Origin of the sequence: Actinomadura keratinilytica (assembly GCF_039539665.1) — a bacterium.
GTDB classification, from domain to species: Bacteria; Actinomycetota; Actinomycetes; order Streptosporangiales; family Streptosporangiaceae; genus Spirillospora; species Spirillospora keratinilytica.
On the sequence record NZ_BAABDO010000028.1, the window covers coordinates 45,250 to 66,518 of the forward strand.

The following is a 21,269-nucleotide window of genomic DNA, read 5'->3' on the forward strand; positions in this document are numbered from 1 at the left end:
CCTCGCGCGACCTGCGAGAATCGTGGCGTGATCGAACGGTACACCCTTCCGGAGATGGGCCGCGTCTGGAGCGACGCGCACAAGTACGAGCTGTGGTGCAAGGTCGAGACCCTGGTGGTCGAGGCGCACGCCGCGGCGGGCACGATCCCGGCGGAGGTGGTCGAGCCGGTGCGCAACGCGCCGCCGCCCACCCCGGAGGCGGTGCACGAGATCGAGGCGGTCACCCAGCACGACGTGATCGCGTTCCTGTCGGCGTGGGCGGACAACACCGAGCCCCGCGAGGCGGCCCGGTACGTCCACTTCGGCATGACCTCGTCGGACCTGCTGGACACCGCGCTGGCCCTGCAGCTGGTGGAGGCCACCGACATCCTGCTGGCCAAGGCCGACACGCTGATCGCCACGCTGCGCGACCACGCCCTGGAGCACCGCGCCACGCTGCGCGTGGGCCGCACGCACGGCATCCACGCCGAGCCGGACGTGTGGGGGCACCGGGTGGCCGACTTCGCGTTCGGCATGGCGCGCTCGCGGGACCGGCTGCGCCGCGCCCGCGAGGCGGTCGGCGTGATGGCGATCTCCGGTGCGGTCGGCACCTACTCCAACATCGACCCGGCGATCGAGCGGCAGGTCGCCGAGCGGCTCGGGCTGCGCCCCGCCGACGTGTCCACGCAGGTGGTGCTGCGCGACGGCATCGCCGAGTGGGCGTCCGCGCTGGCGATCATGGCGACGGTGTGCGAGGCGATCGCGCTGGAGGTGCGGCACGGGCAGCGCACCGAGGTGCGCGAGCTGTGGGAGCCGTTCGGCAAGGGCCAGAAGGGCTCCTCGGCCATGCCGCACAAGAAGAACCCGATCATCTCCGAGCGGCTGGCCGGGCTGGCGCGGGTCGTCCGGGCGCAGATCGTGCCGGTGCTGGAGGGCATCCCGCTGTGGCACGAGCGCGACATCTCGCACTCCTCCACCGAGCGGATCGCGCTGCCGGACGCGTCCATCGCGCTGGACTACATGCTGCACCTGACCAACCGGCTGATGTCCGGCCTGGTGGTGGACGCCGACCGGATGCGGGCCAACCTGGAGTCGACCGGCGGGCTGATCTACACCTCCACGGTGCTGCTGGAGCTGGTGAAGATGGGCATGTCGCGCGACGACGAGGCCTACCCGCTGGTCCAGAAGGCGGCCATGGAGACCTGGCAGACCGGCGTGCCGTTCCGCGAGACCCTTCGCAAGCACGCCGCCGCCTGGAACGATGGGGCAGGGCTGGCCCTGGACGAGGCGCGGCTGGACGAGGTGTGCCGCCCCGAGCGGTTCGTGGAGCGCCTCGGCCCCGTCTTCGACCGCTTGGCGGAGCTCACCTGACCGCACCGAGCGCGCGCCGGGCACCGGCCCGGGGCGCGCTCAGCATCCCTAGGAGTCGCCGTGACGGTACCCGCGCGGGGGGATGGCTTCCCCCGTGGAGTGCTCACCGAGCTGAACGTCTACCCGTTCAAGAGCGGCCGCGGCACGTCGCTGCACACCGCCGAGCTGACGCCCATGGGGCTGCCGCACGACCGGGAGTTCATGCTCGTCACCCCCGAAGGGCGTTTCCTGTCGCAGCGGGACCTCCCCCGGATGGCCCTGCTGCGCCCGTCGTACGACGGGGTGGTCCTGACGGTGGACTTCGCCGACCCTGAGGCCGGGGTCGCGCCGCTCGTCCACAAGGCCGCGGCCGACGGGCCGGTGCGCGAGGTGTTCGTGCACCGGTCCGCCTGCGAGGGCATCGACCAGGGCGACGAGGCGGCCGCCTGGTTCTCGGCGGTGCTCGGCACCGACTGCCGCATGGTGCGCTTCACCGGCCACCGGGCGGCCTCGCGGGGCGACGGCCGGGTGGCGTTCGCCGACGCCTACCCGCTGCTGGTGATCTCCGCCGAGTCGCTGGCCGACCTGAACGCGCGGCTGGCCGAGCCGCTGCCGATGAACCGGTTCCGGCCCAACCTGGTGATCGAGGGGCTGGGCGCGTTCGCCGAGGACTCGGTGCGGCTGCTGCGGGTGGGGCCGACGGTGATCGAGCTGGTCAAGGCGTGCGCCCGCTGCGTGATCACCACCACCGACCAGGACACCGGCGTACGCGGACGCGAGCCGCTGCGCACCCTCGCGTCCTACCGGACCATCGGTCGCGGCATACGCTTCGGCCAGAACGGCGTTCCGCGAACCCTGGGCACGCTGACGGTCGGCGACCCCGTCGAGGTCTTGGCGGCACGGTAGCGGCCGTCAGCCGACGACCCGGCCGGTCGCCTCGCCCGAGCGCGGGTCGCGGATCACCGACCGCTCGATGTCGATCACCAGGCCGGGCAGGGACGGCACCGTCCGGCGGCCCGCCTCGGCGGGCAGGGCGGCGGTCAGGTCGTCCAGCACGGTGTCCAGTGCGGACTCGGGGACGGTGATCGCCAGCGCCTCGTCGTCGAGCTCCACGGCCGAGTAGGCGTCGCCGGGCCGGAACCACAGCCGCGCGTCGTTCCCCTGGACGATCAGGTCGCGGCCGTACGGCAGGCGGCGGCGCAGCGCCTGGGCGATGGACGGCGCGGGCAGCGCGCCCAGGCGGATGGCCACCGTGTCGCCCTCGCGCGTCCAGCCCGCGACGTCCACGAACACCGAGCCCTGGCTCGACCCGTCGCGCGCGGCGCCCTGCTCCACGGCCTCGGCCACCTCCGGGACCGCCATCAGCGAGGCCCGGTCGATGTCGGTGACGAACAGCGGCATGTGCGGGCTCAGCGTTTCCAGCAGCGATTCGGTGTTCCAGCTGCGGGCCGCCTCGTATTCGTCGTGGGCGAGCCCGACCACCTGCAGGAATTCCACCCGGCCGTGCGGTGTGGAGATCGCGCCGAGTTCCGGGTCCGGGACGAACGCGGCGGCGCGGATGACGGTGTCGTGGTCGGTGGCGATCGGGCCGTTGAGGTCGATGTGGTGCCCGGCCTCGAACCAGTTGCCCGACTGGAACACGTACCGGCCGAGGTTCTGCAGGAAGTTGGCCGGCCAGATCGGCGGCTCGGCGTCGGCGGGCTCGGCGGGGTCGCGGGCCAGCCGGAAGGTGAACTCGAACCCCCAGCCCGATTCGTCGGGATTGTCGGACTGCTTCTCGTAAAGCTCGGTCATCCCGTACGAAACGTAATGCCAATGCGGGACCGGGTCCTCGCGCCGGTAGGCGCTGATGCCGTCGAGCGGGTCGGGGCCGCCCATCGCCCACTTGATGATCGTCCCCCAGTGGTAGGGCTCCGCATCGCCGTAGATTCGGGCGAGTGCGCCGTCGATCGCATCCCAGCCGGGGGAAGTTTCATCCATAGACCGTCACCTTAGTCCGACATGGGGGACACGTTACGGCGAAACAGGAGACCCTGGGAGCATTCGATCCGAACACCGGGGGGCCGACGTGCGATCTAACGATGTGACCGGCGGAACGAGGTCCCCGGTCCGGACGTCTCAGGGGCGTCACGGTGGTTTACTTGGGCGCGCCGACGCACAGGGACACCGTCCGGCGCCTTCGGCACACCGCCTCCGTTTCCCCCTCCGGCGGGCGGGCAGGCCGGTCACACATGCCTCACCACACACCGTTTTCGCAGCTAAAGGAGTCAGTCGGGATGACCATGGGCCACGAGGTCCGCTACCGCGTCAGCGGCGGGCGGCGACTGCACGGCACCGTCTTCATCCAGGGCGCCAAGAACGCCGTCCTGCCGATGATCGGCGCCTCGCTGATGGCCGCCACGGGCCGCACGGTCCTGCGCAACGTCCCGATCATCGAGGACGTGCGGCGCGCCGTCGAGCTGGCCCGGGCCGTGGGCGCCAAGGCCGAGCTGCACGAGGCCGAGCGCACCCTGGTGATCGACGCGTCCCGGTTGGACAGCCCGGTGCTGCCGGCCGACATCGCCTCCCGTTTCCGTGGTTCGTTCCTGTTCGTCCCCGCGCTGCTGCACCGGCTCGGCGAGGCCGTGATCGAGGGCGTGGGCGGCTGCAACCTGGGCAGCCGCAACCTGGACTTCCACTACAACGGTTTCAAACGGCTCGGCGCCACCGTCACCGAGCAGATGGACGGCGGCGGCAACGGGATCATCCACATCAAGGCCGGCGACATGCGCGGCGGCACGCTGTACTGCGACACCCCGTCGCACACCGGCACGGAGAACCTGATCATGGCCGCGGCGCTGGCCCGGGGCACCACGCTGATCAAGAACGCCGCGCTGGAGCCGGAGGTGCTCGACCACATCGCGCTGCTGCAGGCCATGGGCGCCCGCATCAGCGGCGGCGGCACCGGCTTCATCACCGTGGAGGGCGTGGACGGGCTGAGCGCCGTCGAGCACACCGTCATGCCCGACCGGATCGACGCGGGCGTGTTCGTCATGGCCGCCGCGATCACCGGGGGCGAGCTGAACCTGGTGGGCGCCTCGCTGGAGCACCTGGGCGTGGCCGCCGACAAGCTGGAGCAGATGGGCGTGGAGTTCCACCAGCAGGGCGCGGTGCTGCAGGTGCGCCGCGAGCGCCCGCTGCGGCCCATCAACGTCATCACCGACGAGTACCCCGGCTTCGCCACCGACCTGCAGTCGCCGATCATGGCGGTGTCCTGCCTGGCCGACGGCCCGTCCTACATCTACGAGCGGATCTTCGACGGCCGCTTCAAGCTGGCCGGCGAGCTGCGCAAGATGGGCGCCGACATCGAGGTCAACGGCAACCGCGCCAAGGTCAACGGCCCGCGCCCGCTGCGCGGCGCCGAGGTGCAGGCGCACGACCTGCGCTGCGGCAGCGCCCTGGTGCTGGCCGGGCTGGCCGCCGAGGGCGAGACCACCATCACCTCCGCCTACTACCTCGACCGCGGCCACGCCCACACCGCCGAGCGCCTGTCCCAGCTGGGCGCCGAGATCGTCCGCGAGACCGTCTGACCCGGGCCCCGGGTTCCGCCGACCGCCCGCCCGCCTCAGCGCGGCGCGGGCGGTTTGCCTTTTCACCCGGTTTCCTCCCTGTCGTCGGCCCTCTCCGGGACGCTCCGGAGCCGTGTGCGCTGTCAAGATCGCCTGTAACGTCGCCCGCTCTGAGCGGCGTCCTTACTGATCCGCGGCAACTCAGTCACGACCGTAACAAATTCACCGGCATAGCCCCCGACACGACCGTGTTCACGCAGGGTAAGGGTAGCGGTACGCAGAAGGCGAACGTCACCGGATCGGCGCCCGAGCCGCCTCAGGATGACTGACCAGCGGGCGGAGGGGCACCGCCGCACCCGGGAACGGCGCCTTCCGGGTGTCCAAACTGACGTTTCGCTTGATTTTTGGCGAAGAACGCCATGGAATGGACGAAGTTCAGGCCACAGGTAAACCAAACGTACGCTACGAGGGTCTTCTCAATGCGCATCAGCGCAACTGCGGTGCTGTTGCCGCGTTTTCGGGTCTTGCCTTTCATCTTCGGACGACCGAAGATGCAGGATCAAGACTGACCGATTGGTGACAAATTACTGACTGAGGGGTCGCGTAGGTTACTTTTTCGCCGCACTCTTGATTCGATTTCGCGTCTGGGCGTCACACAACGTCGCCCTGACCCGATCTGCCCACTGAGGAACGAATCGCACGGGAACTGCGGTGCTGGGTCAGAAGGCAGGGGCGACAAGCCATGAGTCAACCGTTGGGCGGAGCGTGCGTGAACGCAGGGCCGGGGCAGGGGCCCCGCCGAGGGGCCGAGCGGGCAGCGGGCGGTCGCCGATGACCGCCGCGCGTACGGGATCGGTGACACCGGAGCTCACGATCGGCGTCGTGGGCCCGCATGACCTGGTCGAACGGGTCATGCTGATGGGGCACGGGCCGACGCCGGTGCCGAGCAGGCTGGTGGCCGCGGCCTACCGGGACGAGCAGGAGGCGGCCGACAAGGTCGTCCGACTCGGCTCCGGTGTGGACGTGTGCCTGTTCGCCAGCCCGGTGCCGTACGACTTCGCCCGCAAGGCCGGGGTATTGACCATGCCGGCGACCTTCGTCCCGCTGAACGGCGCGGCCCTGCAGGGCGCGCTGCTGCGGGCCTCGCTGGACGAACGGTACGACCCCGCCCGGGTCAGCATCGACGTGCTGGGCCGGGCCGAGGTCGAGGAGGCGTACGCGGAGATCAACCTGGCCACCGACCAGGTGCATCTGCGCGAGGAGGCGGCCGGGCCCGGCACGCTGGCCGCCTTCCACGAGCGGCTGTGGCGGCGCGGGGCCACCACGGTGGCGATGACCTGCGTGCACGCCACCGCCGAGCGGATGGAGATGGCCGGGGTGCCGACCATCCGGGTCCGCCCGACCGGCGCCGCGATCCGCAGCTCGCTGCAGACGGCGGCGCTGCTCGGCGCGCACCACCGGCTGGAGGAGTCGCAGCTGGTGGTCGTCCTGGTGGACGTGCCGACGCTGCGCGAGACACCGCGCCGGGTCACCCCCCGCTACTGGCGGGACGAGCTGAAGCTGGCGCTGCACCGGGTGCTGCTGCAGGAGGCGCACCGCATGAACGCCTCGGTGTGGCCGCTGGACGACCACAGCTACCTGGTCATCGCCACGCGCGGGTCGGTCACCGCGGGCACCGAGGGGTTCCGCACCCCGCCGTTCGTCGAGCGGGTGCGCGAGGAGCTCGGGCTGGCCGTCGAGGTCGGCATCGGCATGGGCCGCACGGCGCACGAGGCCGAGTCGCACGCGCGGGCCGCGCTGGCCCGCTCGCAGAGCTCGCAGCGCACGCAGGGGTTCGCGCTCGACCGGGACGGCCGCGCGCTGGTCCCGGCGCCGCGCACGCCGCCGCGCAGCCAGCCGCAGGCCAAGCCCAAGGGGCTGGAGATCCTGGCGCGGCTGGCCGACAAGCTCGGCGACCAGGACCAGCCGCTGATCGTGGACGCGGAGAACGCCGGCAAGATGCTCGGCGTCACCCCGCGCACCGCCCGGCGGCTGCTGCGCACGCTGGTCGAGGAGGGCCTGGCCTGGCCGCTGCCGCCCAACCGCACGCCGCAGCCCGGCCGGCCGCGCCAGCTCTACCGGCTGATCGTCGAGAAGCTGGGGCCCAAGGCGGGCGCCTGATGCGCCCGGCCGCCGTCAGGAGCGGTGCGGGAAGGCCGCGGCGACGGCCAGGAAGGCGTCGTTCTCCTCGGGCGCGCCGATCGACACCCGGGCGCCCTCGCCGGCGAACGGCCGCACGCTGATGCCCTGGGCCTCGCAGGCCGCGGCGAAGTCCATGGTGCGCTCGCCGAGCCGCAGCCACACGAAGTTGGCCTCCGTGGGCGGCACCGTCCAGCCGTCGGCCAGCAGCGCCTCGCGGACCCGGGTGCGCTCCTTGACGGTCTCCTCGACGCGCGCCAGCAGCTCGTCGGTGGCGGCCAGCGACGCCACGGCGGCCGCCTGCGCGACGCTGCTGACGCAGAACGGCAGGTAGGTCTTGCGGATCGCCTCGGCCACCGCGGGGTGCGCCACCAGGTAGCCGACGCGCAGCCCGGCCAGCCCGTACGCCTTGGAGAAGGTGCGCAGGACGGCCACGTTGGGCCGGTCGCCGTACAGGGTGAGGCCGTCGGGCACGTCGGCGTCGCGGATGTACTCGCGGTACGCCTCGTCCAGCACGACCAGGCAGTCGGCGGGCACCCGGTCGAGGAACGCCTCCAGCTCGGCGCGCCGCACCGCGGTGCCCGTGGGGTTGTTGGGGTTGCAGACGAACACCAGGCGGGTCCGCTCGGTGATGGCGTCGGCCATCGCTGCCAGGTCGTGCGTCTCGTCGCGCAGCGGGACCTGGACGGAGGTGGCGCCCGACAGCGACACCAGCAGCGGGTAGGCCTCGAACGAGCGCCAGGCGTACACCACCTCGGCGCCCGGCTCGCCGACCGCCTCCAGCAGCATCTGGGTGACCCCGACCGAGCCGCAGCCCACCGCGATGTGGTCCGCGGGCACCCCCTGGCGGGCGCTGATCGCCTCGATCAGCTCGGCGCAGGCGTTGTCGGGGTAGCGGTTGACCTGCCCGGCGGCCCGGGCGATCGCCTCGACCACCGACGGCAGCGGGCCGAACGGGGACTCGTTGGACGACAGCTTGAACGACCGGCCGTCCGGCGACACGACCTTCCTGCCGGGCCGGTAGGCCACGAACCGGTCGAGGACGGACCGGAAGCGCGGCGTGCTCGCCTCGGACGTTGCGTCGGACCTTGCCTCGGACGTTGCCTCGGACACCGTTGTCCTCCAGAGCGACGGGGTGGTGGGATCCGGGGACGAACCGGCCACCCGAACGAAACGGACCTAGGAGAAATCTATGAACCGGACACCTGACGCAGCATCCAGCAAATGGTAACGATTCTGACGAACTCCCAGTCCCGGGTACCGTTCGGGCGCCAGCCGCGCCGGAACACCTCTTCGGTGAAGTCGTGCAGGTAGGCCAGCAGCGCCTCGGTCTGCGACCGGCCGGGCGCCAGCCGCATGTCACGGATCTCGGCGGCGTGCTGGTCGACGGCCGCGACCAGCGCGGGCGAGCAGGCCATCTCCGCAACGCCGGCCTCGCCTATGTCGCGGACCAGCAGGCCCAGCTCCTCCGACAGATCATCCATGGCGACAAGCTAGCAACGCCCGCCACCTGCCGCGACGCCACCGTCGAAACCCGTTTCAACAAAATCGGCGGCGCGTCGCGCCCGGTCAGTTGATGATCACGCGCCGCACTCCCGCCCGTACGGCCGCAGCCGGGCCGGTCACTCTGCGTGACCTGCCGCCTGGGTCAGGTGTGGGTGAGCGGCTGGAGGGGCGGCGGCGCGGTCGGGGCGGGGGCGGAGCATGGGCGGGCGCAGCTGTTCGGCGTCGCCCCGGCGGTAGAGCTGGGCGGGGCGGCCGCCGTCGCGGGTGGTGGTGCGGCCGGTCGGGATCAGGAAGCGGTCGGCCCCGGTGACCTTGCGGTGGAAGTTGCGCGGGTCCAGCGGGCAGCCCCAGACGATCTCGTACACCCGGCGCAGCTCGGCCACGGTGAACTCGGGCGGGCAGAACGCGGCGGCCAGCGAGGTGTACTCCAGCTTGGCGCGGGCCCGCTCGACGCCGTCGCACAGGATGCGGCGGTGGTCGAAGGCGGCGTGGTCGCGGTTGATCAGGTCGTCCACCGGCGTCCACAGCACCTGGGCGCGGCTGGAGGCGGGCAGGTCGGGCGCCAGGCCCAGGTAGGCGACGCTGACCACGCGCTGGCGCGGGTCGCGGTCGGGGTAGCCGTAGGTGGCCAGCTGCTCCAGGTGGATGCGCACGTCGGCCAGCCCGGCGCGTTCGGCCATCAGCCGCGCCGCGGCCACCGGCAGGTCCTCGTCGAGCTGGATGAACCCGCCGGGCAGCGACCAGCAGCCGTTGTAGGGGTCGCGGTCGCGCCGCCACATCAGCGCGCACAGCCGATGCCCGCGCACGGTGAGCACGACGAGGTCGACGGTCACGGCGAGGCGGGGCACGGTCATGCCACAGACGTTACCGGCTGCCGGTGCGCGGTGACCGGTGCTCGCGCACCCCGCCCGACCGAAAGGCCCGTCCGCGGGCGACCGCTACTCGCGGTCGCCCGCGGACGGGCCGAATGCGTCGTGCCCTCGGGCGGGTCGTGCGCTCAGGCGTCCTTGCCGTCCTTGACGGCGTCGGCGACGGCCGGGGCGTTGCCGTTGGGGGTGGTCGCGGTGTTCATCCCGGCCAGCAGCTGCCGGGCCAGACCGAGCCCGGTGCCGCCGAGGGTGAGCGCCTTGGCCAGCATGTCCTCCATGCCGTCGGCGCCGTTCAGCACCACCATGTTGTCGACGTTGCCGAACACCTTGGCGCCCGCCTCGACGATCGCCGGCCAGTTCTCGGCGAGCTGCTGGGCGATGACGGCCTCCTGGTTCTCGGCCAGCGCCGCGGCCCGCGCCTTGATCGCCTCGGCCTCGGCCAGCCCCTTCTGCCGGGTCGCCTCGGCCTGCGCCTCACCCAGCAGGCGGGTGGCCTCGGCCTCCCGCTGCGCCTTGAGCTGGATCTCCTTGGCCTGCGCCTCGGCGAGGCGGATGCGCTCCTCGCGCTCGGCCTCGGCCAGCTTGATCCGCTCGTAGGCGCGGGCGTCGGCGGGCTTGCGGATCTCGCTCTCCAGCCGCTTCTCGGTGCGCTCGGCCTCCAGCTCGGCGTTGCGGGTCTCCTTGAGGATGACCTCCTGCCGGGCCTGCTGCTCGGCCTGCCGCACCTGGCCCTCGTACTCGGCCTTCTTGATCTCGGTGTCCCGGATCACCGCGGCCTTCTGCCGCTCGGCCTCCTGCTCGCGCTCGGTGGCCTCCTGGTCGCGCTCGGCCTCGGCGATGCGGGCGGCCGACGACACCCGCGCGGCGTGCGGGCGGCCGAGGTTCATGATGTAGCCGGTCTCGTCGTCGATCTCCTGGATCTGCAGGGAGTCGACGACCAGGCCGAGCTTGCTCATCTCGTCGGCGGCCGAGCTGCGCGTCTCGCTGGTCAGCCGCTCCCGGTTGAGGATCAGGTCCTCGACGGTCAGCCCGCCGATGATCGACCGCAGGTGGCCGGTGAACAGCTCGTGGATGGCGCCGTCCATGGAGCCCTGCTGCTCCAGGAAGCGGCGGGCGGCGTTGGCGATGGACACGAAGTCGTCGCCCACCTTGTAGATGACGACGCCGCGCACCCGGACCGGGATGCCCTGCTGGGTGACGCAGCTGACCTCGAGGTTGGCGGCCCGGCTGTCCAGCCGCAGGCGCCGCGCCACCTGGAACCCGGGCAGCACCGCGGTGCCCTTGCCCGTGACGATCTTGAAGCCCAGGCTGTCCACGCCGTCGATCGGCTTGGACCGCGCGCCCAGCCCCGAGATGATCAACGCCTCGTTGGGTTCGGCGACCCGCCAGACCATCTTGAACAAGATGATCAGCACGATCAGCGCGACGACCACCGCGATGGTTATGGCTAGGGACATGCGGCCTCCTATCGGTCCGGGACCCCCCCGATGTGACGCGACTCGTCCAATAGACGCAGTTAATCCCGAAACGGTTCTGTCTACCAGGGAAAAAGACCATGAACGGCCGGACCGCACCGTGTACGGCCGGACCGCGCCGGGGCCGCGGGCCGGCGGGGGTTCAGGCCATGGCCGGAGCCACGTAGACGGTGCGGGGCGGGTGGTACTCGACGACGACCACGATGCTCCCCACCGGGATCTCCTCGCGTGGATCGACCGGATGGGCGTAGAAGGCCTCGACCCCGCCGCGTACGGGGATCATCACCTCCCCGACCAGACCGGGGCCGATCTTGCCGGTGACCCGGCCCTCCTTGCCGATCAAGGGCTCCCCCTGCTGCTGCTTCCCGTGCTCCGGAGGCGGCGCGCCCGGCCGTCCGGGCATGCGCCGCTGCGCGCCCGCGCGTCGTGTAGGGGAACGGTATCCGTTCCAACCGCCCCATCGCGACCATGCCCCCGCGTTCGGTGCACCCGCGTCCTACGCGCTCGTGTCCGATACCCCCGCGTCCGGTGCGCCCGCCTCGCGCGCGGGGCGGCGGGCGGTCAGGGGAGGATCCGGCGGGCCTGGTCGTAGGCCGCGCGGGCGAGCTGCTCGGCCTCGGCGCGGGTGGCGTTCGGCCCGTACAGGCTGATCGTGGCCAGGAAGCGGCGGCCGCGCAGCACCACGTACCAGGTCTTGGTGTGGGAGCCGCCGCTGGTCGTCGTCACGCCCACGGTGCGCGAGCCGGCGCCGAGGTCGCCGGACTGGGCCTCGAACACGCGGTGCTCGGACCACTGCGAGCCCACCCGGGTGCGGAACGTCAGGCAGCCCGCCGGCACCCGCGCCTTGACCTGCCGCTCGGCCGCGGCGGCGGTCATCGCCATCAGCGTCTCGGTGGCCGTCTGGCCGTTGCCGCGCGCGAACGTGACGATCGCGGTGGGCGTGCCGGGGTCGACGTCGGCCGGGCGGCCCGCCGCGTTGGCGCAGCGCGGCTTGTCGAGGGTGACCTGGTCCTGGAGCTGGTCGAAGTTCTGGATGGCCTTGAGCGAGCCGTACTCGCCCGAGTCGGGCTCGCCCGCCCGCTCGTAGCCGGACACCTCGGTCAGCAGGGCCTGTTCGAGCTGGTCGGAGGTGTAGCCGGTGCCGACGGGCACGGCCCGGTCGGTCGTGCGGAGGGGCTCGGCGCCCCCGCCGTCGTCCGCGCAGGACGCCAGCGTCGCCGACAGCGCCGCCGCCGTGAGCACCGCCAGCGGAAGGAGCCTGTGCGCCATGGAGCGACCTTAAGGGGCACTCGGGGCGAGTCACCCGGGACGACACGCCGTCGGGCGGCATCCGGGCGGGCGCGGCCGCGGGGCGGCTCAGCCCTTGTCGGCGCGCTCGTTGTAGGTGCCGGTGTACTCCTGGCCGGACAGCTTCTGGATGGTCGCGACGATCTCGTCGGTGATGACGCGCCGCGCCCGGGCGGGCGGCAGGTCGCGGTACTGGGAGAAGTCCATGGGCTGGCCGATGCGCACGGTGGGGCGGGGGCCGAAGATGCGCGGCACGGACGCGCCGAGCGGCTGGATCTTCTCGGTGCCGATCACGCCGACCGGCAGCACGCGGGCGCCGGAGGCCAGCACCAGCCAGCCGACCCCGGTGCGCCCCCGGTACAGCCGCCCGTCGGGGGACCGGGTGCCCTCGGGGTAGATCGCGAACGCGCCGCTGTTCTCCAGCACCTGCAGGCCCTGCTCCAGCGCGCCCATCGCGGCCCGCTGCGCGCCGCGCCGGACCGGGATGTGCCCGAGCGTGGTGAGGAACCAGCGGACGAACCGCCCCTTGAGGCCGCGGCCGGTGAAGTAGTCGGCCTTGGCGATGTAGGTGACCGGCCGGGGGATGACCAGGGGGATGATGAAGCTGTCGATGAACGACAGGTGGTTGCTGGCCACGATCAGCGGACCGTAGTGCGGGACGTTCTCCAGCCCCTCGACCCGCGGCCGGAAAAGCAGGCGAAGGATCGGAGCGACCACGCGCGACATGAAAGTGTAGAACACCCAGCCTCCCCAATTCGGCACCGCTACTGTAACCCGCCGGCCGAACCGGGCCCCGCTTAGGGACCGCCGTTTCCCTCCCCCGGCACCGCCAGGAATGGCCCCATCGCAGGTCAAGGCCGATGATCGGTGATATACCCCACCATATCGCGCGGAGCGGCGGCAGTCTTTGATATAGGGGACGGCTCCCGGCCCGGGGCGCATTTCTTACCGCAGGGTAGGTTCCCAATGGGTAGCTTTCCGGGCGCCGTGTTCAGCGGCGGCCCCGCGCGGGCGGCGGCACGAGAGGGCGGCGCGGGGGCGGCTCGGGCGGCGGGGATCGCGGCCCCGCCGGGGGATCTGGGCCTGCCGGGCTTCGGGGGCCCGCAAGCGCTTGGCTCGGGGCCCCGGGTGCGGGATGCTGAGGATTCGACAGCCATTCGACCAGGCGGGGACGGGACCTCTTCCGGGCAGTGAACGAGAGGTTGCCCATGGACTTCGACGTGCGCCTGATGCACCACGACCGCTGCACCCTGGTGCGGGTGCAGGGAGAGATCGACCTGGTCTCCCGGCCCCGCTTCGAACACGCCATGTTCGAGGTCATCGACACGGGCAGCCCCATGGTCGTCGACATGCGGCAGGTCACCTTCTGCGACTCCACCGGCCTCAACGCGGTCGTGGCCGCGGGCCGCCGGGCCGCCGAGCGCGGCGTGCCGATCGCGCTGGCCGCGCTGCCGCCCCGGGTCCGGCGCGTGTTCCGGATCACCGGTGTGGACGGGTTCGTCCCGACCTACGAGACGCTGCGGGAGGCGATCGGCACCCTGCCGTCCACCACCACCTCCTGAAGGGGCGCCGCCCCGGTCCGGCGGCCCGGTCCGCCGGCCCCGTCCGCCGGCGCCTGCCCGAAAGGCGCCGCCCCGGGCCCGCGCGCGGGTCAGGAGCAGCCCTCGAACTGGGGGATGCTGGTGGTGAGCTTCAGGCCCGACTTGCCGAACCACTTGTCCAGCAGGCGGGCGGCCGTGCCGTCCTGGTACATGCGGGTGATCGCGCGGTTGAGCGCCTCGCACCCGGCCAGGTCGCCCTTGTGCAGCCCGATGCCGTACTTCTCGTCGGTGAACGGGGCGTTGATGATCCGGCCGCTGCGGCCCGCGGCGAACCCGGCCAGGATCAGGTCGTCGGTGGAGACGGCGTCGACCCGGCGCTGGTCCAGCAGGTCCATGCACTCGCTGTAGGTGTCCACGCGCACCAGCCTGGCCTTGATCTCGCGTTCCTCGGTGACGCGCCGCCAGGAGTTGGAGCCCGTCACCTGGCACAGCCGCTTGCCCTCCAGGTCGCGCACGCCGCGGATGGAGGTGTCGTCGGCGCGCACCAGCGTGTCCTGGTGCGGCACGTAGTACGGCCCGGCGAAGGTGACCTTCGTCTTGCGCGGCGCGGTGATGGAGTACGTGGCGACGATCATGTCGACGGTGCCGTCCTGCAGCACCTGCTCGCGGACCGAGGACGGCGTGGTGCGGAAGCGGATCCGCTCCGGCGGCACGCCCAGCCGTCCGGCCAGGTAGACGGCCACGTCCACGTCGAAGCCCTCGTAGCGGCCGTCGGGGCGGCGCAGCCCCAGATGCGGCTGGTCGGCCTTGACGCCGATGGTCAGCGAGCGCTTGCCCACGATGGTGTCGGCCTCGGGCTCCAGCGCGCACCCCGCCGGGGCGGCGACGGCGGCGGCCGCGACGACCAGGGCGATCCCCCTGCGCGGGAGGCGCCGGTTGTGCATGACTCAACCCTTCCGTTCAGCCGGTCTCAGCGGAACTCGGCCAGGCGGGGCCGGACACCGGCCAGGATCAGCCCGGCGACGGCCAGCGCGGCCGCGGGCGGCAGCACGTCCCAGCCGCCCAGCCCGTCGTCGCCCGCCCGCACCGCCCGGTCGAACTCGTCGCGGTGCGCCTGGATCAGCAGGGTGAGCTGCTGGTCGTAGGTGTCGAACGCGGTGATCGCCCCGGACTGGCGGCCCATGCGCAGCTCGATCGCGGCCCGCCGGTCCCCCGCGGCGGCCAGCTCGCGCATGCGGCGGTCGTTGTCCATGACCCGCTGGTACGCCTGGACGGTCAGCCGCAGCCGGCTCTCCTCGAACTCGGCGAGGTTCTTGTCCTTCTCCTCGCCGAACAGGCCCAGCACCTCCACGGGCGGGCCGCTGGGATCGCGCTCGTAGCTGCGGACGGCCCCGGGCAGCAGGTCGTAGTACGTCTCCAGGTTGAGCGGGCGCTCCCCCGGGTCCACGTACAGCACCGACAGGGCCTTGTCGAGGAAGACCTGCTCGTAGGTGTCGGCGCGGCCGGGGTCGAGCAGATAGCGGCTCTCGTCGGCGAACGCGCTGTGGCTGATCGCGCGGGCCCGGTTGAGCGCGAGGATGGAGTCGAACCCCTCCTCCTTGGCCCGCTGCAGGTGCCCGGCCTGCGCCGACAGCATGGCCATGCCCGCGGCCACGACCGCGAGGGTGAGCACGGTCGCCAGCGCCAGCGCCGGGTTGACCAGCCGCCGGAACCGCCCGGCGAGGTACACCTGCAGGGCGATCAGCAGCGCCAGCGCGAGCGCCCCGGCCAGGCCGACCCGCAGCCGCCCGTCCAGCACGGCGTCCCGGTCGGTCTCGTAGGACTGCCGGACGGTGGCGCCGCTGTCGAGCGTCAGGTTGTACGCCCGGGGCAGCAGCTCCATCTTCATCAGGTCGGTGGCCCGCCGGTAGGTGTCGACGACGTTCTGCGGCAGCTCCCCGGCCGGGTGGGCGGACTGCCGGTCCAGCAGCATGGCCTCGCCGACGAGCCGCTCGTAGCGGCCGAGGCCGTCCAGCACCTCCCGGACGGTGCGGCGGCGCGCCTCGTCGCGTCCGGCGATCTGCGCGGCCTGCACCGCGGCCTGGTTGGCCTCGGCGCGGCGCTGCTCGTAGCGGCGCAGCGACTCGGCGCGGCCGATGCCGAGGTCGTGCTCGCGGCCGATCAGCAGGATGTCGGCGACCTGGGCGTCCATGTCGCTGAGCGCGAAGTACAGCGTGCCGGTCGCCATCACCTGCGGCCCGGCGTCGTGGCCGATGGTCTGCACGCCGTCGCGCGCGTTGCCGACCGCGGCCATCGTCACGCCCAGCAGCAGCACGACCGACAGCAGCGACCCGCCCGTGTAGACGCGGATCCGGCCGGGGATCGTGCGGATGCCGGCCACCCGGAACCGGCGCGGGCGGCGGGCGGCGGGCCCGGCCGGCGGCGCGGGGGCTCCGCCCGCGGCGGCGACGGCCGGGGGGCTGGTCGGTGGCGTCGTCATGAGGGGCCCTCCCCGTGCGGGTGCAGGGTGGCGGTCGTCCGCGCGCCGGTGCGGATGCGGGCGGGCATGGCTCAGCCCTGCGCCGCGTCCGGCTCGGTTCTGGCGCCCGGGCCGGTGCGTACGGTGCGGATCGACCGCGTGTCCAGGGACAGCTCGTCGGCCTTGGAGACGTCCTTCTTCAGCCGGACGGTGCCGGTGGCGGGGTCGAGGACGTCCACCACCCGGTCCAGCAGCCCGGCGATCTGCTCGTTGCCGACCTTGTGGGCGAGGACGACGGCGCGGCCGAGGCGGGCGGTGGCGGTGTCCTCGTCGCCCCGGCGGCGGGCCTCCAGGCCCTCCTGGATCGCCTCGGCCAGCTCCTGCTGCCCGGTGTGGTGCGCCACCCGGGCGTTGATGCGGGTCGATTTGGCCTCGTCGTCGGTCCATTCGGCCAGCACGTTGCCCATGGCCAGCTCCTGCGCGGGCGCGTCCGGCGCCGCCCCGGGCACGATGAGCTTGACCCAGGCGGCGCGCATCTGCCGTCCGACGTCGCCGGGCGGCACCTCCACGCACAGGTGGTACTCGCGCTCCTCCCGGCCCCACGCGCCGAGCGGGTAGTCGCCGGTCTGCGTCCCCGACTCCACGCGCTTGCCGGTGAGGTCCTGCACGGTCGGCACCATCTGCTTGAGGAACCGCAGCTTGGCATGGCGCGGCGTCCACACCCGCAGCGCCACGTCGGCGACCTGCTTGCCCATGGCCGACTCGGTCATCTCGCGGAAGTGGTGCTCCAGGTCGTCGGGGTCGGGCACGTCCAGGAAGCTCCCGAGCAGCGTCGAGGTGATCTTGCGGAGTTCGGCGGGGTCCCAGTCGGTGCCGACGCCGCGCGCGTCGCACACGAACACCCCGGCGCACCGCGCCAGCGCCCCGTCCAGCTGCTCGTCGGTCTCGTGCTGGTTCTTGCCGTCGGTGAGCAGGATCGCGTGCCGGACGGCGCCGGGATGGTCGGCGAACAGCCGCCCGGCCATGGCCAGCCAGGAGCCGATCGCGGTGCCCCCGGCGGCGTCCAGCCGGCCGATCGCGGCCAGCGCCCGCTCGCGCGTCTCGGGCGACATGCGCACCAGCCGGTCCCCGCGCGGGAAGATCATCCGCGGCCCGTTGGCGCCCGCGATCACGGCGAAGTGCACGCCGTCGCGGATCACGTTGATGGCGGCGCGGGCGGCGCGTTTGGCGGCGGCCATCTTGCCGGAGTACGACATCGAGCCCGAGGTGTCCACGATGATGATCTCCGCGCGGGCCGCGGGCGCGGCGGTCGGCGCCCTGCCCGTGCCGGCCCCGGTCGCCCCGACGGTCACGATGGCGTGCATCTCCCGACCGCCCTCGGGCAGGTAGGGGTTCTGGTCGACTCTGATCGTGAACTCGGGAAGGTCGCTCATGACTGCTCCCTGGTCGGTGCGGTCGGGGTGGGAGGCACGGCGGACGCTGCGGGCGGGAACGGGACGACGGCCACGGTCACGTTGTCGCGGCCCCCGGCGTCCAGGGCGGCGCGCACCAGGAGCCGGGCGGCGCCGAGGGGATCGCCGGACGCGTCGGGCCCGTCCGCCAGCGCGGCGGCGAGGTCGCCGGGCTCGGGCAGGTGGTTCCACAGGCCGTCGCTGCACAGCAGCAGCACGCCCGGACCGCCCGGCCGGAAGACGGCGTCGTGCGGATCGGGGGACGCGGCCGCGCCGAGCCATCCGGTCAGCTGGTGCGCGCGGGGGTCGGCGTGGGCGGCGGCCCTGCTCATCGCGTTGCGCGACACCATCTGCACCGCCCACGAGTCGTCCGTGGTCAGCAGCGCGGACGGGCGCGCCCCGCCGGACGGCCCGGCCAGCCAGTAGGCGCGGCTGTCGCCGACCCACCCGACCGTGATGTCCTCGGCGGTCACCACGGCCGACACGTAGGTGCAGGCGGGCGCGTCGTCGGACCGTCCGCCGCCGGTCTCGCCGAGCCGCGCGACGGCCCGGCCCGCCGCGGCGATCGCGGTGCGGGTGGCGGTGACGGGCGCGACGCCCGCCGACAGGGCGCGGGCGAGCACGGCCACCCCCGTGTCGGAGGCCAGACGGGCGGCCTCCTCCGACCCCGGGACGGTCGCGACGCCGTCGCACACCACCGCGCACACCGCCTTCGGCAACGAGATCATCGCCACGGCGTCCTCGTTGCGGGCGCGCCGCAGGCCCCGGTCGCTGACGCCGGCGGCCTGCGCGGGCCTCGGCTCGCCCGGCGGACCGCCGTCGGCGGACAGCTCGATCTGGACGTGGTCCCGGTCGCCGGGCTGGCGCAGGCCGCACACCTCGCAGAAGCCGTCCTCGCCGACCGCGGTCGCCCCGCAGTCGCCGCAGGACGGCTTGTCGGGCGTGCGGCGGGCGCGGCGGACGGCCGACACCGACGGTTCGTCCGGCCGCACCCGCACCGGGTAGCGCGCCTGCGGCACGGCGATCTCCGGGGCCTGGGCCGCGGCGGCGTAGGCGGGGCTGGGGGTGCCGCACGCCTCGCAGAAGCGGTCGTCCTCGGCGAGCGGCTCGCCGCACCGGGCGCACGCCGCCGCGCCGCCCGTCCTGTCGCCCGCCTGCCTGTCCGCGTACGTCGTCACAGCGGCATCAAAGCAGGGTCATCGGGCGGACGGCGTTGGCCCGGCGGACCAGCTCGTGCCGGTCCTCGGCGCCGTCCGCCAGCTTGGCCAGCGTGCGGTAGGTCTCCTCCAGCCTGCGGCGCAGCCGGGACTCCACCAGCGGGGTGCCGAGCACCTCGGCGGTCGCACCGCTCGGGGCGGTGGTGGTGCGCACCCAGGTCAGCGCGGCCTCCAGCACCTCGGCGGCGAACCGGGCGTGCCGTTCGGTGTCCAGCCGCAGGGCCTGCAGCCGCCGCGCCGCCCCGGTCAGGACGTCGGCGGTCAGCTCCTCGACGCGCCGCCCCCGCACCGCGGTCGCCACGGCCGCCAGCTGCGCGGCCAGGTAGTGGCTGGACACCGGCGGCACCGAGTCGAGGACGCGTTCGGCGCCCGCCCGGTCGCCGGTGGCCAGCCGCACGCGGGCCAGGCCGAACGCGGCGCTGACGTACGTGGGGTCGGTGCGCCAGACCGTCTCGTAGAAGCGGGCGGCGGGCTCCCAGCGGCCGTCGCACTCCTCGCAGAACGCCAGCGCCAGCTTGGGCGCGGTCTCGCCGGGCATCAGGTCGTACAGCTCGTCGAAGATCCGGCGGGCCGGCGCCCACTGCCCGCCCGCCAGCGCGAGCGTCCCCCGGTACCAGTCGACGCGCCAGTCGTCGGGGTGCCGGTCGGCGACGCGGTGCAGCAGCCCGGCCGCGTCCGCCAGGTGGCCCCGTTCGATCCGCACCCGGGCCAGCGCCAGATCGACCTCCACCGAGGGCAGCGGCGAGGCGGCCAGCGCGGCGGCGAGGGAGTCGGGGTCGCGGGAGGTGAGCCCGGCCAGGAACGCCGACGCCGGATCGTTGTCGGCCACCCGCGGCACCGGCAGGGCGGCGACGGCCTCGGCGGGGTCGAGCGGGGCGAGCACGCCCGGCCCGCCCGCGATCGCCTGCACCCCGCCGCCCGCCGGGCCGCCCGTCGAACCGCCCGTCGAACCGGCGGCCGCCCGTCCGGTGGAGCCGCCCGCGCAGATTCCGAACGTCCCGCCCGCGCCGCGCGAGCCGGTCGCCGGGGAGGCCCCCGCCGCGGCTTCGGAGCAGGTCGCGCCGGACGGCGCCGAGTCCCCGGCGTCCCCCGCGAACCTGCCCGCCCCGGGCGACCGGCTCGTCGCCCGCGCTCCGGAGCGCCGGCCGTCGCCGGACGACACCCTCGTGGACGTGCCCGCGATCACCGACGGCCCGCAGGGCGCGGCCGCCGCCGAGCCGGCCGCCGAGTCCGCGCCCTGGGAGGAGCTGCAGGACCAGCACCGCGACCTGCCGCCGCCCCAGGAGCGCCGCTCGGAGTTCCGCCCCGCCAACGACGTCGAACGGGAGCTGCTGCGCGCCGCCGCCGGCAACGACCACGACCTGTTCCTGCAGACGCTGGCCGACGCCGAGCTGCTGATGCCCGTCCCGGACGATATGGACTACTCGCTGCGTCCCGGGCGGCCCGACTTCCCCTGGCTGGTGCGGGAGGTCGACGGCGCCCCGGTCGTCCCGGTGTTCACCTCGCCGGAACGGCTGATGGAGGCCGCCGAGCCGCTGGGGTTCGGCCGGGAGTTCATCCGTCTGCCGTTCACCACGCTGCTGCGCTACTGGCCCGACCAGAGCCACGCGCTGGCGGTCAACTCGGGGTCCCCCGCCGGCGGCACCGTCGTGGCCCAGCAGCTTCCCGGGCTGGCGCGGTGGGCCGACCAGCGCGCGGCCCGGCGCCTGGCGGAGGACTTCGAGCCGCAGAACGACGTGGAGCGGGGGCTGTTCGAGGCCGCGACGCGGCGCGACACCGACGCGTTCTTCAAGATCCTGCTGGGCGCGCAGGTGCTGGTGCCCGCCGAGCCGGACACGCCGTGGGGCATCACGCCGGACGACCCGGAGTTCCCGTGGGGTCCGGTTCGGGTGCACGGCACCGTGTCCGTGCAGGTCTTCACGTCGCTGAAGTGGATGACCGAGGCGCTCGGCTCCTCGCGTTTCGTGATGCCGAGCTTCCAGGACATGGTGTCGGCGTGGCCGGACGCCGAGTGGACCCTCGTGCTCAACCCGGGCACGCCCATCGACGCGTCCCTGCCGGGCGAGCAGGTCCGCACCCTCAGCGGCTCCGCCGGGGCCGCACCCGCACCGGCCGCGCCCCCCGCCGCACCGGCCGAACCGCCCGCTGCCCCGGCCGAGCCCCCTGCCGCTCCGGCCGACGCCCCCGCCGTATCGGCCGAGGCGCCCGCCTCTCCGGCCGCGCCGCCGCAGCCGCCCGCCCCGCAGGAGGCTCCCGCGGCCCCCGCCTCCCCGGCGGCGGGCGACCCCACGGTCACCACTCCGGACATCAGCGACCTCATCTCCGCCGCGTCCCGGGCCGCGGCGCCGCGCGCGGAGGGGATCGCCCCGTTCGGCGAGCCGCCGGTGCTGTCCGAGCAGCCGCAGCCGTC

20 protein-coding genes are annotated in these 21,269 nt (G+C 73.6%); 7 read left to right on the top strand and 13 right to left on the bottom strand.

Features of this window, described 5'->3' with window-relative positions; genetic code table 11:
• The first annotated feature begins 27 nt into the window (after positions 1-27).
• Together purB and ABD879_RS12415 are read left to right on the top strand one after the other, a co-directional pair.
• Positions 28-1,350, top strand: coding sequence for an adenylosuccinate lyase (purB, locus tag ABD879_RS12410; RefSeq protein ID WP_345020741.1), 1,323 nt, complete (start codon positions 28-30; stop codon positions 1,348-1,350).
• A 60-nt stretch (positions 1,351-1,410) separates the two neighbouring features.
• Positions 1,411-2,235, top strand: coding sequence for an MOSC domain-containing protein (locus tag ABD879_RS12415; RefSeq protein ID WP_345020743.1), 825 nt, complete (start codon positions 1,411-1,413; stop codon positions 2,233-2,235).
• Positions 2,236-2,241: 6 nt separating this feature from the next.
• Here ABD879_RS12415 and ABD879_RS12420 read toward each other — a convergent pair whose 3' ends face one another.
• Positions 2,242-3,309 carry a suppressor of fused domain protein gene (locus tag ABD879_RS12420; protein WP_345020745.1) on the bottom strand — a complete coding sequence of 356 codons (1,068 nt, stop codon included), beginning with the start codon at positions 3,307-3,309 and terminating at the stop codon, positions 2,242-2,244.
• 302 nt (positions 3,310-3,611) lie between these two features.
• On the opposite strand from ABD879_RS12420, the gene murA reads away from it, so the two are divergent.
• From murA to ABD879_RS12435, 3 genes are all read left to right on the top strand, one after another.
• The gene (gene murA, locus ABD879_RS12425; RefSeq protein WP_345020786.1) at positions 3,612-4,898 is read left to right on the top strand and encodes a UDP-N-acetylglucosamine 1-carboxyvinyltransferase; all 1,287 of its coding nucleotides are present in this window, start codon (positions 3,612-3,614) and stop codon (positions 4,896-4,898) included.
• 355 nt (positions 4,899-5,253) lie between these two features.
• Entirely contained in the window at positions 5,254-5,457 is a 204-nt protein-coding gene (locus ABD879_RS12430; RefSeq protein WP_345020747.1) for a hypothetical protein, read from the top strand.
• Positions 5,458-5,774: 317 nt separating this feature from the next.
• Complete coding sequence (locus ABD879_RS12435) at positions 5,775-7,037, top strand: transcriptional regulator (protein ID WP_425549630.1); 1,263 nt, start codon at positions 5,775-5,777, stop codon at positions 7,035-7,037.
• Between the two features lie 15 nt (positions 7,038-7,052).
• Here the strand turns inward: ABD879_RS12435 and hisC are convergent, their stop codons facing one another.
• The 7 genes from hisC to ABD879_RS12470 form a co-directional block, all read right to left on the bottom strand.
• Complete coding sequence (gene hisC, locus ABD879_RS12440; protein ID WP_345020751.1) at positions 7,053-8,168, bottom strand: histidinol-phosphate transaminase; 1,116 nt, start codon at positions 8,166-8,168, stop codon at positions 7,053-7,055.
• Positions 8,169-8,245: 77 nt separating this feature from the next.
• The gene (locus tag ABD879_RS12445; RefSeq protein ID WP_345020753.1) at positions 8,246-8,539 is read right to left on the bottom strand and encodes a DUF6401 family natural product biosynthesis protein; all 294 of its coding nucleotides are present in this window, start codon (positions 8,537-8,539) and stop codon (positions 8,246-8,248) included.
• 138 nt (positions 8,540-8,677) lie between these two features.
• Entirely contained in the window at positions 8,678-9,415 is a 738-nt protein-coding gene (locus tag ABD879_RS12450) for an NUDIX hydrolase (protein WP_345020755.1), read from the bottom strand.
• Between the two features lie 143 nt (positions 9,416-9,558).
• On the bottom strand, positions 9,559-10,887 hold the full coding sequence (locus tag ABD879_RS12455) for an SPFH domain-containing protein (protein WP_345020757.1): 1,329 nt from the start codon (positions 10,885-10,887) through the stop codon (positions 9,559-9,561).
• Positions 10,888-11,047: 160 nt separating this feature from the next.
• On the bottom strand, positions 11,048-11,308 hold the full coding sequence (locus tag ABD879_RS12460) for a hypothetical protein (RefSeq protein WP_345020759.1): 261 nt from the start codon (positions 11,306-11,308) through the stop codon (positions 11,048-11,050).
• 158 nt (positions 11,309-11,466) lie between these two features.
• Positions 11,467-12,174, bottom strand: coding sequence for a hypothetical protein (locus ABD879_RS12465; RefSeq protein WP_345020761.1), 708 nt, complete (start codon positions 12,172-12,174; stop codon positions 11,467-11,469).
• Positions 12,175-12,261: 87 nt separating this feature from the next.
• Positions 12,262-12,933, bottom strand: coding sequence for a lysophospholipid acyltransferase family protein (locus tag ABD879_RS12470; protein ID WP_345020764.1), 672 nt, complete (start codon positions 12,931-12,933; stop codon positions 12,262-12,264).
• 467 nt (positions 12,934-13,400) lie between these two features.
• Between ABD879_RS12470 and ABD879_RS12475 the strand changes: the two genes are divergently transcribed.
• The gene (locus ABD879_RS12475; RefSeq protein WP_345020766.1) at positions 13,401-13,754 is read left to right on the top strand and encodes an STAS domain-containing protein; all 354 of its coding nucleotides are present in this window, start codon (positions 13,401-13,403) and stop codon (positions 13,752-13,754) included.
• 89 nt (positions 13,755-13,843) lie between these two features.
• Here the strand turns inward: ABD879_RS12475 and ABD879_RS12480 are convergent, their stop codons facing one another.
• The 5 genes from ABD879_RS12480 to ABD879_RS12500 all read right to left on the bottom strand — a co-directional run bounded on the left by ABD879_RS12480 (position 13,844) and on the right by ABD879_RS12500 (position 19,769).
• Complete coding sequence (locus ABD879_RS12480; protein WP_345020768.1) at positions 13,844-14,677, bottom strand: glutamate ABC transporter substrate-binding protein; 834 nt, start codon at positions 14,675-14,677, stop codon at positions 13,844-13,846.
• Positions 14,678-14,703: 26 nt separating this feature from the next.
• Complete coding sequence (locus ABD879_RS12485; RefSeq protein ID WP_345020771.1) at positions 14,704-16,212, bottom strand: hypothetical protein; 1,509 nt, start codon at positions 16,210-16,212, stop codon at positions 14,704-14,706.
• A 71-nt stretch (positions 16,213-16,283) separates the two neighbouring features.
• The gene (locus ABD879_RS12490; protein ID WP_345020773.1) at positions 16,284-17,624 is read right to left on the bottom strand and encodes a vWA domain-containing protein; all 1,341 of its coding nucleotides are present in this window, start codon (positions 17,622-17,624) and stop codon (positions 16,284-16,286) included.
• Positions 17,621-18,820 (bottom strand): protein phosphatase 2C domain-containing protein, encoded by a 1,200-nt coding sequence (locus ABD879_RS12495; RefSeq protein WP_345020775.1) that lies wholly within the window; start codon positions 18,818-18,820, stop codon positions 17,621-17,623. The genes ABD879_RS12490 and ABD879_RS12495 overlap by 4 nt, the downstream gene beginning before the upstream one ends.
• A 7-nt stretch (positions 18,821-18,827) precedes the next feature.
• Positions 18,828-19,769, bottom strand: a complete 942-nt coding sequence (locus ABD879_RS12500) for a tetratricopeptide repeat protein (protein ID WP_345020777.1) — start codon at positions 19,767-19,769, stop codon at positions 18,828-18,830.
• Between the two features lie 58 nt (positions 19,770-19,827).
• Between ABD879_RS12500 and ABD879_RS12505 the strand changes: the two genes are divergently transcribed.
• A partial coding sequence (locus ABD879_RS12505; RefSeq protein WP_345020779.1) for an SseB family protein occupies positions 19,828-21,269 on the top strand: 1,442 nt, incomplete at its 3' end.